This window comes from Sphingomonas sp. IC4-52 (assembly GCF_020707225.1).
In the GTDB taxonomy this organism is placed as follows: Bacteria; Pseudomonadota; Alphaproteobacteria; order Sphingomonadales; family Sphingomonadaceae; genus Sphingomonas.
Genome location: NZ_JAJFEU010000004.1, coordinates 288,884 through 304,461, shown reverse-complemented (window position 1 = coordinate 304,461; position 15,578 = coordinate 288,884). Strand labels below are relative to the sequence as shown.

The following is a 15,578-nucleotide window of genomic DNA, read 5'->3' as shown; positions in this document are numbered from 1 at the left end:
TCAGCCGGGCTGGCCGCTTTCCCGGTTCCTGTTGATCTTCTTGATCACGCCGGAAAAGCTCATCACCGCATCGCCTTCGTCGTCGATCGTGCCGCGCACGAAGATCAGGCTGCGGCCTGCCTTCACCACCTCGCCCCGCGCGGTCAGCAGGCGATCAGGCCGCGCGCCACCAACGAACTCGGCGTTCAGCGTCGCAGTCACGCCATGAAACTCCGGCAGCACGGCCGAGGCGATCATGAACAGCGAAAAGTCTGCAAAGGTCAGCAGCGCGCCGCCATGGACATTGCCGCCGCCGTTGCGGTTCTTCGCCTGCGGGCGAAAGCCGCACTCAATGGTGCCGTCCGCATCATAACGCGCGAAAAATGGTCCCGTGTGATCCTCGAACGGATCGGTGCCTGGCCAGCGCAGCCAGCCTTGCCACTCCCCGTCCGTCACTGGCGTCAGCTTCACGCCGGCGGTTGCTGTGGTGGTATCCAGGATCATCCTCCTCTGCTGCCCCCGGCCCGCGCCGGTGTTGTCGCTGCGCGCAGAAGAGGAAAGCGGCCGGCGGGGTCAAGCCTGCCGATGTGGGGCCGCGGAGTTCAGCGGGCGGGCGCGCCCACGTTCGGCAACGTCGCCTCCTCCGCACTCGGCATCTTGCCGAACAGCGCGCGATCAGCCGGACCGAACGCCCAGCGCCACAGGATGAAGAGATAAACGCCGGCAATCGCCGGAATGCCGACCACGACCTCCACCCACTCCAGCCGGTGCGGAAGCGATGTGAAGGCGGCGCCAACCAGGATCGCCGCCAGCGTTGCCCACACCAATGGCCAGCGCAACGGTGACACTGGTGCGGCAAGGATCCGCCCCAGCAGCCACGCCTTGATCACCGACGTCAGCGCAAGGCTGATCATCAGGGCAATCGCCGGTGCCGCTGCCTGGTAGGCCGCAGGCAGCCCAAGCCCGCGCATCCAGAAGATCAGCGCGAAGCTCAGCCCGATCTGGAACGCCAGCATCACCGCCGAAATGAGGAGATTGCGGTGTCGCGCCGTGTACACCAGCGCGGTTTCGCAAACCGCCCCGGTGGAGGCCAGCACCTCGGCCGTCAGCAGGAACACCAGCGCTGCCGTGCCTGCGACGAACTGCGGCCCCACGATCCCCATCACCGCCTCGCCAGGGATCGATCCCATGAGGGTGAGGCAGCCCTGCGCCGCGATGATCCAGAACGCCACCTGCCGCACCTGCCGCGCGATCGCCGCCCGGTCGTTCACCGCCAGGCTCTGCGTGATCACCGGGCCGAGGATCGGGTCGAACGACGTCTTCAGTTTCTGCGGCAGGCTCGCGACCTGCTGCGCCATGTAATAGATGCCGACGATCTTGGGCTCGAACATCACGCCCAGGATGAAGCGGTCGACGTTGCGCGTGCCCCATTCGAACGCATCCGCCCCGGCCAGCGGCACGTTGTCGCGGATCATCGCCAGCAGCCCGCGCACATGCGGGGACCAGCCACGCGGCAGGCCGTAGCTGCGCACCAGCGGCACGATCGAGGCGATCAGCGCCGCGATCATCGACGCGACATAGCTCAGCACCAGGCCATCGCGCGTGGTGAAGAAGGAGAATACCCAGGCCGCGATCGAGATCGTCCACGGCTCCACCACTGCCCGCGCCGTCACCGCCGCCTTCACATCGTGGCGATAGGCCAGCGCCGCGAGGCTCACGTCGGACCAGGCGATCGCCAGCACGATCAGCGGTAGCCAGCGGTCGAGCCCCACGATGGGCGTATTGGGGTACATGACCTCGGGGAAGGTCCACAGAACCGCGCTCGCCAGCAGCGACAACAGCGCCGCGACCACCAGCCCGTCGGCGACGACATGCACGTGCGGCCGATCGGTGCGGCTCAGCGCCTGCGCCAGCCCGCGCTTCAGGCCAAGCGTCGCCAGCAGCGCCGCCAGTTCCACCACCACCACCGCAATGGCGAACCGCCCGACCAGCTCCGGGCCATAAAGGCGCCCGGCAATGAACAGGAACGGGATGCGCGCCGCCAGCCGCAGGATAAACCCAGCGACATTGGTGCGCCCGCCCTTGGCAAGCTGCGCAATATCCTTCGACGTTTCGGTCACTGGCCTTTGAGCACCCAGATGCTTGAGCTGCCTTCCTTACGGACGGTCAGCTTGCCGTTGTCGCGCAGCTCCTGAGCAGCCCAGCGCATGTCATACTGCCACTTGTAGAAGGCGTCTCCAGCCTGTCGAAAATCGTTCTCGTGATCCCGCCACAAAAGTTTCGAAACGGCCAGGATTGATCCCTCGCCGCCAAGCTCGCCAAGTGCCTCTCGGACCCAGAGCTGTAAGTTGTCGCGATAGGCCATAGTACGCTCCTAGTGCGCTGCCCCCCAGCTCGCGCCGGTGCCGATCTCCACCGCCAGCGGCACGTCCAGCTTCACCGACGGCTCGGCTGCGGTCGCCATCACGCGCTCGATCACCGGCTTCGCCGCGTCGACTTCGCCTTCGGGCACTTCGAACACCAGTTCGTCGTGCACCTGCAGCAGCATGCGCGTGCCGGTCAGCCCGGCCTCGGCCAGCGCCGGCTCCATCCGCGCCATCGCGCGCTTGATGATGTCCGCGCTCGTGCCCTGGATCGGCGCATTGATCGCCGCACGCTCAGCGCCCTGCCGCTCGTGCTGCACCTTGCTCCTGATCCGCGGGAAATGCGTCTTGCGGCCGAACAATGTGGTGGTGAAGCCCTGCTCGCGCACCGCCTGCAGCGTCTCGGCGATATAGCGGTTGATGCCCGGGAAACGCTCGAAATAGCGGTCGATCATCGCCTGTGCCTCGTCCGCCGTCACGTCGAGGCGGCCGGCCAAGCCCCAGCGGCTGATGCCGTAGAGGATCGCGAAGTTGATCGTCTTGGCGCGACCGCGGGTGTCGCGATCGACCGTGCCGAACAGCTCCTGCGCGGTCAGCGAGTGAATGTCGTCGCCGCGCGCGAACGCTTCCTTCAGCGCCGGCACGTCCGCCATGTGCGCCGCCAGCCGAAGCTCGATCTGCGAATAGTCCGCCGCCAGGATGACGTTGCCGGGCTCGGCGACGAAGGCGTCGCGGATCTGCCGGCCGATCTCGGTGCGGATCGGGATGTTCTGCAAATTAGGGTCGGTGGATGACAGGCGCCCGGTCTGCGCGCCGGTCAGCGAATAGCTGGTGTGGACGCGGCCCGTCGCCGGGTTGATCTGCTCCTGCAGCGCATCGGTATAGGTGGATTTCAGCTTCGACAGCTGGCGCCAGTCGAGCACCCGCGCGGCGATCTCCTTGCCGGGCGAGTCCTTGTCCGCGGCAATCCGCTCCAGCTCGTTGACGTCGGTCGAATAGACGCCGCTCTTGCCCTTGCGGCCACCCTTGATGCCCATCTTCTCGAACAGCACATCGCCCAGCTGCTTCGGGCTGCCGATCGTGAAGGGTGCGCCGGCGATGCCGTGGATCACCCCTTCCAGCTCCGCCATCTGCGTGGCGAATTCCTGCGACAGCCCGGCCAGCCGCTCGCGATCCACCTTGATCCCGTGGCGCTCCATCCGCGAAATCACCGCGACGAGCGGCCGGTCGACCATCTCGTACACCCGCGTCACGCTTTCGATCGGCAGCCTCGGGCGGAAGCGGCGCCACAGTCGCAGCGTCACGTCCGCATCCTCCGCGGCGTAGCGGGTCGCGGCCTTCAGATCGACTTCGTGGAAGCCGATCGCCTTCTTCCCCGTGCCCGTCACGTCCTTGTAGGCGATGCAGCTGTGCGACAGGTGGGTTGCGGCCAGCTCGTCCATGCCGTGCCCGTGAAGCCCCGCATCGAGGTCGAAGCTCATCACGATCGTGTCGTCATAGGGCGCAAGCCCCAGCCCAAGCCGCCCCAGCACGATCAGATCATATTTCAGATTGTGCCCGATCTTCAGGACAGACGCGTCCTCCAGGAGCGGCTTCAGCTTGGCCAGCGCCACGTCGCGGTCGAGCTGCGCCGGCTTTTGCGCAAACATGTCGCTCGCCCCGCCCTCGCCGACATGGCCCAGCGGCACGTAGCAAGCGCGGTTCGGCGCCAGCGCCAGCGACACGCCCACCAGTTCCGCCAGCATCGGGTCCTTGGCGGTCGTCTCGGTGTCGATCGCCACCCAGCCCTGGTGCCGCGCCGCCTCGATCCAGCGGTCGAGCGCCGCTTCGTCGATGACGGTCTCGTATCCGTCATGGTCGCACGGCGGATCTTCCTCGTGCGGCACGCCGGCAGGCTCGGGCGGCGTCGGGTCCACGCCCTCGTTCTGCTCCGCCGCCAGCTTCGTCAGCAGCGATTTGAAGCCATGATGCTCTAGGAACGCGCGCAGCGGCGCCTCCGGGATGCCGTCGAGCGCCATCTCCTCCAGCGGATGCGGCAGCGGCACGTCGCAGGCGAGCTCGACCAGCTTGCGGCTCAGCCGCGCCATCTCGGCATGCTCGATCAGATTGTCCCGCAGCTTGCCCTTCTTCATCTCGGGCGCGGCGGCCAGCACCGCCTCGACGCTGCCATGCTCCAGGATCAGCTTCGCCGCCGTCTTGGGGCCCACACCCGGCACGCCCGGCACATTGTCGACGCTGTCGCCCATCAGCGCCAGCACTTCGCCCAATTTGTCCGGCCCGACGCCGAACTTCTCCACCACGTCCTCGGGGCCGAAGCGCTTGTCCTTCATCGTGTCGAGCATGTCGATGCCCGGCTCGGTCAGCAGCTGCATCAGGTCCTTGTCGGAACTGACGATCGTCACTTGCCAGCCCTGCGCCAGCGCCGCCTTGCTGTACGACGCGATCAGGTCGTCGGCTTCCCAGCCGGCTTCCTCGATGCACGGCAGCGAGAAGGCGCGGGTCGCGTCGCGGATCATCGGGAATTGCGGCTTGAGATCCTCGGGCGCCGGTGGACGGTGCGCCTTGTACTGGTCGAACATCTCGTTGCGGAACGTATGCTCGGATTTGTCGAGGATCACCGCCAGGTGGCTGGGGCCATCGGCCTTGTGCAGATCGTTGGCCAGCTTCCACAACATGGTGGTGTAGCCATAAACGGCGCCGGCCGGCTCGCCGTGCTTGTTCGTGAGCTTCGGCAGCACGTGGTATGCGCGGAAGATGAAGCTCGAGCCATCGACGAGGTAAAGGTGCGGCATGTTGCGCCGCTTAGCGGATCGCTGCGCCCGGAACAAACCGTGCGCAGCGCAACGTGTTCAAACCGTGATGATCAGAGCTTGCCGAAGCGCGCTTCGAAGCCCTTGATGTCGCCGGCGGCCAGCAGTTTCGCCTGCTCCAGCCAGCGATCCCGGCCCATGCGTCCGGTGAACGGCCCAAGCCGCGCGTCCAGGTCCTCGGCGGCGCGCTGGTCCAGCGCGGCCAGCTGACCGACGTTGGTGATACCCAGCTCCGCCAGCATTGCGGCGACCTTCGGGCCAAGGCCCTTGATCTGAGTCACCGGGCCCTCACCCGGAGGCGGACCCGCAGGAGCGACCGGGGCCGGCGCAGCAGCGGGCTCCACCGGCGTTTCGACAGGGGTCGCGGGCTCGGGCTGAGCCTCGACCGCCGGAGATGCCTGCTGCGGCGCGGCTGCCGCAATCGGCTCGTCGGCCAGAGGTGCAGGCTCGCTGGTGGCTGGCTCGGCCGGCACCACCTCGGGCATATCGGTCAGCGGCGGTGGCGGCGGCGCTACCGGGACAGGCGTGACAGGAGCGGCCGGGGCGGCCACCGGCGCGGCACGGCGTTGCTCCGGCTGCGCTTCAGGCCGGGCTGCGGCGCGCGGCTGCGCTGACGCAGTCGGGACATCAGTGGCGTCGTCATCGCGAAGCGGGCGATTGCTGACCGGGCTCTGCGCCAGCCGCTCCTGCTCTGCCTGATCGGCCTGCGTACGCGCGCGCCGCTTGCGAACGCCGACCATGATGGCGACGATCGTCAGCACCGCGACAATCGCGATGATCGCCAGCACGATGCTGGTCATTGTGTTGTCCACCGTGGTGGGCTGCATGAAACACTCCGCTACGCCTGGCGCCAAGCCTTAGGCGCGGTGCATGGTTCCCGCAACGGGCGGGAAGTTGCGTATTCTGGCCGGGCGCCGCGGGCAAGGGCTGCCCGCAGCGCGGCACGTCACTTGATCGCGCGCCACCCGATATCCCGGCGGCAGAAGCCGGACGGGAAATCGAGCGCGTCGACGCCGGCATAGGCGCGGCGCTGCGCCTCCGCGACATCGCTGCCCGTCGCGGTCACCGCCAGCACACGGCCGCCTGCCGCCACCAGCTTGCCGTCCACTTCACGCGTGCCCGCCTGGAACACCACCGCGCCCGTGGCCTCCGCCGCATCGACGCCGCCGATCACCCCGCCCGTCTCCGGCGTGCCCGGATATCCGTTGGCGGCCATCACCACCGTCAGCGCCACCGCATCCGCAAAGGCCGGCGCCGGTGCATCCGCCAGCCGGCCTTCCGCTACCGCCAGCAGGGTTTCCAGAAGATCCCCGTCGAACCGGGCCATCAGGACCTGGCATTCGGGATCGCCGAAGCGGACGTTATATTCGATCAGCTTCGGTCCCTCGGTCGTCAGCATCAGCCCGGCGTAGAGCACGCCAACGTAAGGCGTGCCCGCGGCTGCCAGCGCGTCGATGGTCGGACGGACGATCTCGCCAAGGGCGCGCTCCTCCAGTTCCGCGGTGAGCACGGCTGCGGGAGAATATGCCCCCATGCCGCCGGTATTGGGGCCGGTGTCGCCGTCGCCGACACGTTTGTGGTCCTGCGCGCTGCCAAAGCTCGCGGTGCTGGTGCCGTCCGACAGTACGAAGAGGCTCGCCTCCTCGCCTTCCAGGAACTCCTCGATCACTGCCTCTGCCGGTCCGCCGCTGAACAGCGCGGCAATCGCGTCCTCCGCCTCGGCCCGGGTCATCGCCACGACCACGCCCTTGCCCGCCGCGAGGCCATCCGCCTTGATGACGCAACGCAGCTGTTCACCTTCCGCAAAATCCTCCAGGCAGGCGAGCGCGCCATCCTTTGACGTCACGCGGAAATAGCGTGCCGTCGGGATACCGACCCGCGCGCACAGATCCTTGGTGAAGCCCTTGGAGCCTTCCAGCTTGGCGGCCTCGCGCCCCGGCCCGAACACCGGCACGCCGATGGTGCGGATGTTGTCCGCCAGCCCTTCGACCAGCGGCTGCTCCGGGCCGACCACCACCAGCCCAATCTGCTGCCGCCGGATGAAATCGATCACGGCGCGGTGATCCGACACGTTCAGATCGGCAACCGTCGCATGTTGCGCGATGCCGGGGTTGCCGGGCGCGGCATAGAGCGTATCTATGCGTTCAGATTGCGCGAGTTTCCATGCCAGAGCGTGCTCGCGCCCGCCCGATCCGATCAGCAGGACGTTCATGCCCGACCCCTTTTTCGACGTTCCCGCGCGGCTGGTAGCGGACCCTGTCCCGGGGGACAACGCCGCCGCCATGTCGGTGGGCGAGCTTTCGTCCCGGCTGAAACGGGTCGTGGAGGGCGAATTCGGCCATGTCCGCCTGCGCGGCGAGATTTCGGGCTACAAGCGCGTGGCGTCGGGTCATTGCTATTTGTGCCTGAAGGATGATGCGGCGGTGATCGACGGCGTGATCTGGAAAGGCCAGGCCGCCGCGCTCGCCTTCCGGCCCGAGGACGGCATCGAGGTGGTCGCCACTGGCCGGCTGACGACCTATCCCGGCCGTTCGAAATATCAGATCATCATTGAGCGGATGGAGTTGGCCGGCGCCGGCGCGCTCATGGCCCTGCTGGAGCGCAACAAGGCGCGCTTCGATGCCGAGGGGCTCTTTGCCAAGTCGAAGGCCCGCCGTCCGCTGCCGTTCCTGCCGCGCCGCATCGGGGTCGTCACCTCCCCAACCGGCGCGGTGATCCGCGACATCATCCACCGGCTGGAGGATCGCTGCCCCAGCCACGTCCTCGTCTGGCCAGTAAAGGTGCAGGGCGATGGCGCGGCGAACGAAGTGGCTGCAGCCGTGCGCGGCTTCGACGCGCTCCCCGATCACCTTCGCCCCGATCTCGTCATCGTGGCCCGCGGCGGCGGCTCGATCGAGGATCTGTGGGCGTTCAACGAGGAAGCCGTGGTCCGCGCCGTTGCCGCCTGCACCATCCCGGTCATCTCGGCGGTGGGCCACGAAACCGATACCACCCTGTGCGACCACGCCGCCGATCTGCGCGCGCCGACACCGACGGCAGCAGCCGAACTGGCCGTGCCCGTTCTCGCCGACCTGCGCTTCACCGTTGGCGCCCATGGCCAGCGAATCGAACGTTGCGCGCGCCGCTATGTCGAGCGCGGGCGCGAGCGGCTTGATGCAATGGCGCGCCTGCTCCCCACCCGCGATCGCTTGCTGGGGCCGCAACGGCAACGCGTGGATGATCTCGGCGCTCGGCTCGACCGCGGGCTTGAGCGGCGGGTGGTGCGCGCACGCGGCGAACTCGATCGGACCGGCGCGGTGTTGCGCCCGGCGCTACTCCAGCGGCGGCTGGAAGGCGCCCGGCAACGTCTGGAGGATCTGGGCCGGCTATTGGCCTCGGTCGATCCCGATGCGCCGCTTGCCCGCGGCTATGCCCGTGTCACGGATCGCGCCGGTGCGACGCTGACCAGCGCGGCGGCGGCACGCGCCGCTGGTGGCCTGACGCTCAATTTCGCCGACGGCGCGGTGGACACGAAGGTTGAGGGCGCCCGTTCGCGCTCCTATCCCCCAGCAAAGCCCGAACAGCCGACGCTGTTCTAGGAAGGTTGCATATGTTGATGTCGAAGACGGACCGCCCGGCGCGGATACACTACATGGCCAATGGCTTTCGCGTGCTGACTCCCGGCGATCACGTCGTTTGCGGCGTCAGTGGCGCGCATATCCCGATCGAGGATCTGCGCTATTGGGATGTCGCCACCCAACGTGCCTTTGCCAGTGCAGCGCTGGCGGCGGAGGCAATGGCGCCGCGATGAAGCGTGCCGCGCTGGCAGTTCTGCTCCCCCTGGCTGGCTGCGTGGTGCCGGCTGCCGACGCTCCGCCCCCTGCACCTGCACCTGCGCCTGCTGCGGCGCCTCGTCCGGTGGCGCCCTCCACGCCGCTGCCTCCGCCCCGGTTCGCCGTCAGCGGCATGGCCAGTCAGGGCGGCCTGATGCTCGGCACCGCGCCGACCGGCACGGTCCGGTTACTGAAGGACGGCGCGCCCATTGCGCTCGCCGCGGACGGCCGGTTCGTCATTGCCTTCGATCGCGACGCAGGGCTGACCTCGGTCCTGACCGCGACGCTGAGCGATGGCCGCACCGCGACTCACCAACTGTCGGTCGCCCCGCGCGCATGGCGGATCGAACGCCTTGACCGGGTGGCCAAGGTGCCGGTGCCCAGCGCAGACTTCCAGCGCCGTCGTCCGGCCGAACTCGCGCAGATCGAGGCCGCGCGTAGCCGGAACGAGGCCGCAGACGGCTGGCGTCAGCGCATCATATGGCCAGTCACGGGCCGAATTTCCGGGCTGTTCGGCGCCCAGCGCATCTACCGGGGCGAGCCAGGCTCGTACCATTCCGGGGTCGATGTCGCCCGGCCCACCGGCACGCCCGTTGTCGCCCCCGCCGATGGCGTGATCGTCCTTGCCGCGGACTCGCCGTTCACGCTGGAGGGCAATCTGCTGATCATCGACCATGGCATGGGCCTGAACAGCGCGTTCCTTCACCTGTCGCGCATCGACGTGTCCGTGGGCGCGCGCGTCCGCCAGGGCCAGGTGGTCGGCGCGATCGGCGCGACCGGGCGCGTGTCCGGGCCGCATCTGCATTGGGCGATGAAGTGGCGCGACGCGCGGATCGATCCGTTGCTGATCGCCGGCCCCATGGCGGGCTCTGCGCCGGATTGATCAGGCCAGCCGCGCCTCCGCTTCCATGCAGGCGCAGCCATCCTGGTCGGTCGTCCACAACGACAACTGGCGGTCACCGGCCAGATTGAGCAAGGCCGGGCGATCGACGAACAGCGGCCGCGCGCCACGGAACGAAAAGTGCGTCAGCCGCGCGCCGGGCCGGTGGCGGAGCAGGTGATCGGCGAGCAGCATCGCCTGGTAAGGCCCATGCACCACCAGATCGGGATACAGCTCCTCGGTCGTCGCATAGGCACGATCATAATGGATGCGGTGCGCGTTGAAGGTCAGCGCGGAAAAGCGGAACAGCGCGGTTGCGTCGAAGGTCACCTCGCGGCGCACCTCCGCAATTCGTGGATCCGCGGGCGCGGGCGCCGGCGCGCCATTGCCGGCGCCGCGGAACACCAGATCCTGCTCCTCCACCACCGCGATGGCGCCATCCACCAGAATGTCATGTCGCACCGTCACAAAGGTCAGCCGGCCCGAGCGCCCGTCCTTCACCTTCACGTCGGTAACGATGCTTCGCCGGGTGGCAGGCGCACCAATCGGCAGCGGCGCGTGAAAGGTAAGCCGCCCGCCGGCCCACATGCGCCGCGGCGCCTCCACCGGCGGCAGGGCAGCGCCGCGCGCCGGATGGCCATCCGCGCTGATCGTCGACTGCGGCGCCTCGGGAAGGAAGAACAGCCAATGCGCGAGCGGCGGCAGCTCGCCCGCCGGCCAGTGCGCGCCATCATGATCGAACAAGGCAGCAAGGCGACGCAGCGGAGCGGCGACGAGATCGTCCTGCTGCTCGGTCGCGACCGGCGACCAGCCCTCGAATTGCTGCATTCCTCTTTCTCCAGCGACGTTCCGGCGAGCCGTAACGACCACGGGCGGCCCCGTCACCCTCGCGACAGTGACAGGAGCATGCCTCCTCAGCGGCCCAGGCGGGCGATGTTGAACCCCGTTAGTGGCGCGGCGTTATCCCTTTCATGGCCGGTGACTTGATGCATCCCCGCTACCCCTTGCCGCCCGCGCCGCCGACGCATCACCGCGCGCGTGCGACGATCCGGCTCGGCAAGCGCCGCCGATTCGATGCGCGGGTTGAGGTAACCAGCGGCGGACTGCTCGCCATTGGCGGGCTGGTTTCCTCCATCCTTCTTTCCACGGCGGTTCTTGTCCGCGTGGCGGTGCGAGAGGGCGGCAAGGCGCATAATCAGCACTAGGAGAAAATAATACGCCTGGCTTATATCGGGTCAAAACTAGGAGAGACCCGATGGCAACCGCGCCCGCCATGCCCACGCAGCCGCCGTTCAAGCGCCTCCCTCAGAAGGGGCCGGACATCACCGTTGAGCGTCGCTCCGACGGCACGATCCTGATCAGCTCGAATCACGCCATGGGCACGCCTGCCCGCTCGATCCCGCACCTCATGGCGGAGCGGGCCGCGCTTCACCCCGATCGTCCGTGGCTTATGCAACGCGCGCCCGGCCATGGGCCGTGGCAGGGCGTCACCTATGGCGAGGGCAAGAAGGCGGCCGACAGCGTGGCGCAATGGCTGATCGATCGGGGGCTTGGCGCCAATGACGCGGTGATGTGCCTCAGCGCGAATTCGGTTGCGCATGGCATCCTGATGCTGGGCTGCTTCACGGCCGGGGTGCCGATTGCGCCGCTCAGCCCCGCCTACAGCTTGGTATCCAGCGATCATGCCAAGCTGAAGCACTGCTTCAACACCGTGCGCCCGCGCATCGTCTTTGCCGAGAATTCGGAGTTGTTCGCGCGCGCGTTCGAGACACTGCGCAGCCTGGACCCGACGCTCACCTTCGTCACCATGGATGGTGGCGCTGGCACGATTCCGTTTGCCGAACTGACGGACACCGTCGCAACCGAAGCGGTGGACGAAGCACGTGAGGCGCTGACCCACGACACCGTCGGCAAATATCTCTTCACCTCCGGCTCCACCGGCATGCCCAAGGGCGTGCCGCAGCATCAGGGCATGTTCGTGAACCTCATCGCCGCCTCCGAAGGGCTGCGCGACGATCCCGATCCCGTTGATCACCCGATTTCGCTCGACTGGATGCCGTGGAATCACATTTCCGCCGGCACGATCCATTTCAACGCGAACATCGCCGGCGGCGGCACGCTCTATCTCGACGAGGGCAAGCCGGTGCCGGGCCTGTTCGAAACGACGATCAAGAACCTGCGCGAGATCTCCCCGATGAGCTTCGGCTCGGCTCCGGTCGCCTTCGCCATGCTGGCCGATGCGATGGAGCGCGATCCAACGCTGCGAAAGGCGTTCTTCAAGAACCTCCGCGGCATGGGCTACGGCGGCGCGACGCTGTCGGACGACCTTTATGATCGCATGCAGGCGCTGGCGATCGCGGAAACCGGCGAGCGCATGCCCTTCACCACGATGTATGGCGCGACCGAGACGCTGGGCGTCACCGTCGTTCACTGGGCATCGGAACGCGTCGGCCTCATTGGCCTGCCGCTGCCGGGCTCGACGCTGAAACTCGTGCCCAATGGCGCCAAGCTGGAGGTGCGCGTCAAGGGGCCAACCGTCACCACCGGCTATCATAATGATCCGGAAAAGACCGCCGCAGCCTTCGACGAGGAAGGCTATTACATGCTCGGCGATGCGGCCAAATTCATCGATCCCGAGCGGCCAGAGCTCGGCCTTGTGTTCGACGGCCGCGTGACCGAGGATTTCAAACTGTCGACCGGCACCTGGGTCTCGGTTGGCACGCTTCGCCCGGACATCTGCGCCGCCTGCTCGCCGTATCTTCAGGACGTGGTGATCGCCGGCCAGGACGAACCCTATATCGCCATCCTCGCCTGGCCCTCGCCGGCTGCGCTGCAGACGCTGGCGGAGGCGTCGCCCGGCTCCGATCCGATCCCGACGCTGGAGGGCCTGGTGAAGGAGAAGCTGGAGGCGTTCAACGAAACCGCCGGCGGCTCGTCTCGCCGCGTCCGCCGCTTCGCCATCCTGCGCACGCCGCCGTCGATTGACGCCGGCGAGATCACCGACAAGGGCTACGTCAACCAGCGCGCCACCCTCACCGCGCGCGACGATGTGGTGAAGGCGCTGTTCACCGAGGAACTGAGCGACGGCGTGATCGAGGTCGACGCGTAACGCCCGACCGACCCATCATTCCCGCGAAGGCGGGAATCCTATCCTTCAACGCCGCGGCTCCATCAGGACCGCGGCGTTCATGTATCGGCTATTCGCGACGCGCGCGCTCAGAACAGCCCGAGCGCCGCGACATCCTCCTTCGACAAATCGATGCCGAACATCATGCTCAGCCGCATGCGATAGACGCGCGGATCCTCGATCACCGCCGCCGTCTCCTCCTCGCCCGCCCGCCGGCGATACTGCCGGTCGGTGAGCGTCGCGAAGCCGTGCGGCAGGACGATGCTCACCACCTTCAGCGTGGTGAACCGCGTGTCCGGCGCGGTGGACGTCCAGCGGTTTGCCATCTCCAGGTCCGCCGGCCACACCGTGTCGGTGGTGAAGCTGTATTGCGGCTGGAATCCCTCGCCCCCGCCGCGGCCATCGGTGCTCGCGCTATGACCATCGCGCAGCAGCATCCAGCCATGCTCGTCGTCGCGCGTCAGCCGGAACGTCGCGCCATCAGGCGCCTCTGCCTCGGCGCCGTCGACCAGCGGCATCGGTGGGGTGTAGCTGCCGCCGAAGCCCGGATCGGCGATCCACTGCTCATCCCCGCAGGTGACGAGGCTCAACGTGTGCGTCTTGGGCGGCACCCCGCCGCCGTTGAGCCAGACGCGCGCCAGCAGCGGCCGCGCCTCGAACCCCAGCGCCGCCAGCGCATCGAGGAACAGCCGGTTATGCTCGAAGCAATAGCCGCCGCGCCCGGCGACGACGAGCTTGCCGAACACGGCGTCTGACGAAATGTCGATCCCGCGCCCCAGCGGCACGTCGAGATTCTCGAACGGGATCGCCAGCCGATGCGCACGCTGCACCGCGGCCAGGCCATGGTGATCGACCGTCGCACGTGCCGGCAGGCGGATACGTTCCAGATAGGCGGGCAGGTTGAAGGGCAGGCTCATGCGGCAAACGCCTCCGCCTCGAGCGCGTAGAGCGGCGCGGCCGGCGCCTCTGCCGCCGCGCGCAGGCCCAGCGCCTCGGGCACGATCTGGTCGAGGTAGAAGGCAACGACTGCCTTCTTCGCCTTGCCGAACGAATCGTCGCCCGCCTCGGCCGCCTCGCGCTCCAGCAGCCAGCCGCACGTCGCGACCGACAGCATCGTCAGGAACGGGTAGCTCGCCGCCAGCCGGTCGTCGGCGTCCGCCGTCTGCAACCGCCGGCCGACCGCGTCGCACGCCGCGACCAGCTCGCCCAGCGCCGGGTGCGATGCCCCGCGCAAATCCTCGATCAGCGTCGCGAACGCTGCCCCGTTGGAAAGCGACAGCTTGCGGCCCACGAGGTCGGCGGCCTGGATCCCGTTCGTCCCCTCGTAGATCGGGGTGATGCGCGCATCGCGGAAGAACTGCGCCGCGCCCGTCTCCTCGATATAGCCCATCCCGCCATGCACCTGCACGCCGACGCTCGCGACTTCGTTGCCGATGTCGGTGCCATGCGCCTTGGCCAGCGGCGTCGCGATCTCCAGCCGGTCGCGCGCCGCCGCATCGCCTAGGTTCGCACGGTCCACCTGCCCCGCGGCATAATAGACCAGCGCACGCGCCGCCTGCGTCTGCGCCTTCATCCGCATCAGCATGCGCCGCACGTCGGGATGCTCGATGATCGCCGCCGGCTGCCCCTCGCGCGCGCCCTGGATGCGCTCGCGGGCATATTCCACCGCCTTCTGCGTCGCGGCCTCCGCCACCTGCACGCCCTGGAGGCCGACGTTGAGGCGGGCGTTGTTCATCATCGTGAACATCGCGCGCATGCCGCCGAACTCGGACCCGATCAGCTCGCCGATGCAATCGTCATGGTCGCCGAACGACAAGACGCACGTCGGCGAGGCATGGAGCCCCATCTTGTGCTCGATCGAAACGACGCGAACGTCGTTGGGCGTCCCGTCGCTGCGCACCTTGGGCACCAGGAACAGCGAAATGCCCTTCGTCCCCTTCGGGGCATCGGGCGTGCGCGCGAGCACCAGGTGAACGATATTGTCGGCGAGGTCATGGTCGCCGAACGAGATGAAGATCTTGGTGCCCTTGATCGAATAGGTGCCATCGCCGCGCGGTGTGGCAGTGGCGCGCAGCGCGCCGACGTCGCTGCCCGCCTGCGGCTCGGTCAGGTTCATCGTGCCGGTCCACTCGCCGGTGGCGAGCTTGGGCAGCCACGTCGCCTGCTGCTCGGGCGTGCCGTGATGCTGCAACGCCTCGATCGCACCCACCGACAGGATCGGCGCCAGCGCGAAGCCCATGTTGGCGCTGCCCAAAGTCTCCAGCACGGCGCACTGCACCGCGAACGGCAGGCCCTGCCCGCCGAATTCCTCCGGCACGCCGATCGTGCCCCAGCCGCCCTCGACATAGGCCTTGTACGCCGCCTTGTAGCCGTCCGGCATCACCACGCCGTCGGGCGTCCACTTCGCGCCCACCGTGTCGCCGGCACGTGCCAGCGGCGCCCATTCGCCCTCGGCGAGCTGCCCGATTCCCTCCAGCACCGCCTCGATCACGTCGGGACTGGCGGCATGGTAGCGTTCCGTAGCGGCAAGCTCGGCGATGCGCACGATATGCTCGAGCACGAAACGCTGCTCGGCGACCGGGGCGGTGTAAGGCATGTTCTTCTCCA

The 15,578-nt window shown here is 68.0% G+C and carries 14 protein-coding genes; 5 read left to right on the top strand and 9 right to left on the bottom strand.

Annotated features, from left to right (window positions below):
• The 6 genes from LK535_RS12270 to purD all read right to left on the bottom strand — a co-directional run bounded on the left by LK535_RS12270 (nt 1) and on the right by purD (nt 7,364).
• A complete protein-coding gene (locus LK535_RS12270) occupies nt 1-483 on the bottom strand; it encodes a PaaI family thioesterase (protein ID WP_227772188.1) in 483 nt (160 codons plus the stop codon).
• Between the two features lie 98 nt (nt 484-581).
• Nucleotides 582-2,099, bottom strand: a complete 1,518-nt coding sequence (locus tag LK535_RS12265) for a lipopolysaccharide biosynthesis protein (RefSeq protein WP_227772187.1) — start codon at nt 2,097-2,099, stop codon at nt 582-584.
• Entirely contained in the window at nt 2,096-2,344 is a 249-nt protein-coding gene (locus tag LK535_RS12260; protein WP_227772186.1) for a hypothetical protein, read from the bottom strand. Before LK535_RS12260 ends, LK535_RS12265 begins: the two co-directional genes overlap by 4 nt.
• Before the next feature lie 9 nt (nt 2,345-2,353).
• Entirely contained in the window at nt 2,354-5,134 is a 2,781-nt protein-coding gene (gene polA, locus LK535_RS12255; RefSeq protein WP_227772185.1) for a DNA polymerase I, read from the bottom strand.
• Between the two features lie 71 nt (nt 5,135-5,205).
• Nucleotides 5,206-5,979: a hypothetical protein gene (locus LK535_RS12250; RefSeq protein ID WP_227772184.1), complete on the bottom strand. Its 774-nt coding sequence runs from the start codon at nt 5,977-5,979 to the stop codon at nt 5,206-5,208.
• 119 nt (nt 5,980-6,098) lie between these two features.
• Entirely contained in the window at nt 6,099-7,364 is a 1,266-nt protein-coding gene (gene purD, locus LK535_RS12245) for a phosphoribosylamine--glycine ligase (protein ID WP_227772183.1), read from the bottom strand.
• On the opposite strand from purD, the gene xseA reads away from it, so the two are divergent.
• From xseA to LK535_RS12230, 3 genes are read left to right on the top strand one after another with little or no spacing between them, the layout of a single operon-like run.
• On the top strand, nt 7,363-8,730 hold the full coding sequence (xseA, locus tag LK535_RS12240; RefSeq protein ID WP_227772182.1) for an exodeoxyribonuclease VII large subunit: 1,368 nt from the start codon (nt 7,363-7,365) through the stop codon (nt 8,728-8,730). The genes purD and xseA overlap by 2 nt on opposite strands.
• 11 nt (nt 8,731-8,741) lie before the next feature.
• Nucleotides 8,742-8,942, top strand: a complete 201-nt coding sequence (locus tag LK535_RS12235) for a DUF2093 domain-containing protein (RefSeq protein WP_227772181.1) — start codon at nt 8,742-8,744, stop codon at nt 8,940-8,942.
• A complete protein-coding gene (locus LK535_RS12230) occupies nt 8,939-9,847 on the top strand; it encodes a M23 family metallopeptidase (protein WP_227772180.1) in 909 nt (302 codons plus the stop codon). The genes LK535_RS12235 and LK535_RS12230 overlap by 4 nt, the downstream gene beginning before the upstream one ends.
• Here LK535_RS12230 and LK535_RS12225 read toward each other — a convergent pair whose 3' ends face one another.
• Nucleotides 9,848-10,672 (bottom strand): FAS1-like dehydratase domain-containing protein, encoded by an 825-nt coding sequence (locus LK535_RS12225; protein ID WP_227772179.1) that lies wholly within the window; start codon nt 10,670-10,672, stop codon nt 9,848-9,850.
• A gap of 143 nt (nt 10,673-10,815) precedes the next feature.
• Here LK535_RS12225 and LK535_RS12220 point away from each other — a divergent pair, with 143 nt between their 5' ends.
• A complete protein-coding gene (locus LK535_RS12220; protein WP_227772178.1) occupies nt 10,816-11,049 on the top strand; it encodes a hypothetical protein in 234 nt (77 codons plus the stop codon).
• A gap of 50 nt (nt 11,050-11,099) precedes the next feature.
• Entirely contained in the window at nt 11,100-12,953 is a 1,854-nt protein-coding gene (locus LK535_RS12215) for an AMP-binding protein (protein ID WP_227772177.1), read from the top strand.
• 107 nt (nt 12,954-13,060) lie between these two features.
• On the opposite strand, the gene LK535_RS12210 is transcribed toward LK535_RS12215, so the two are convergent.
• Both LK535_RS12210 and LK535_RS12205 read right to left on the bottom strand, forming a co-directional pair.
• Nucleotides 13,061-13,888, bottom strand: coding sequence for an arylamine N-acetyltransferase family protein (locus tag LK535_RS12210; RefSeq protein ID WP_227772176.1), 828 nt, complete (start codon nt 13,886-13,888; stop codon nt 13,061-13,063).
• Nucleotides 13,885-15,567, bottom strand: a complete 1,683-nt coding sequence (locus LK535_RS12205) for an acyl-CoA dehydrogenase (RefSeq protein WP_227772175.1) — start codon at nt 15,565-15,567, stop codon at nt 13,885-13,887. Before LK535_RS12205 ends, LK535_RS12210 begins: the two co-directional genes overlap by 4 nt.
• Between the last annotated feature and the right edge of the window lie 11 nt (nt 15,568-15,578).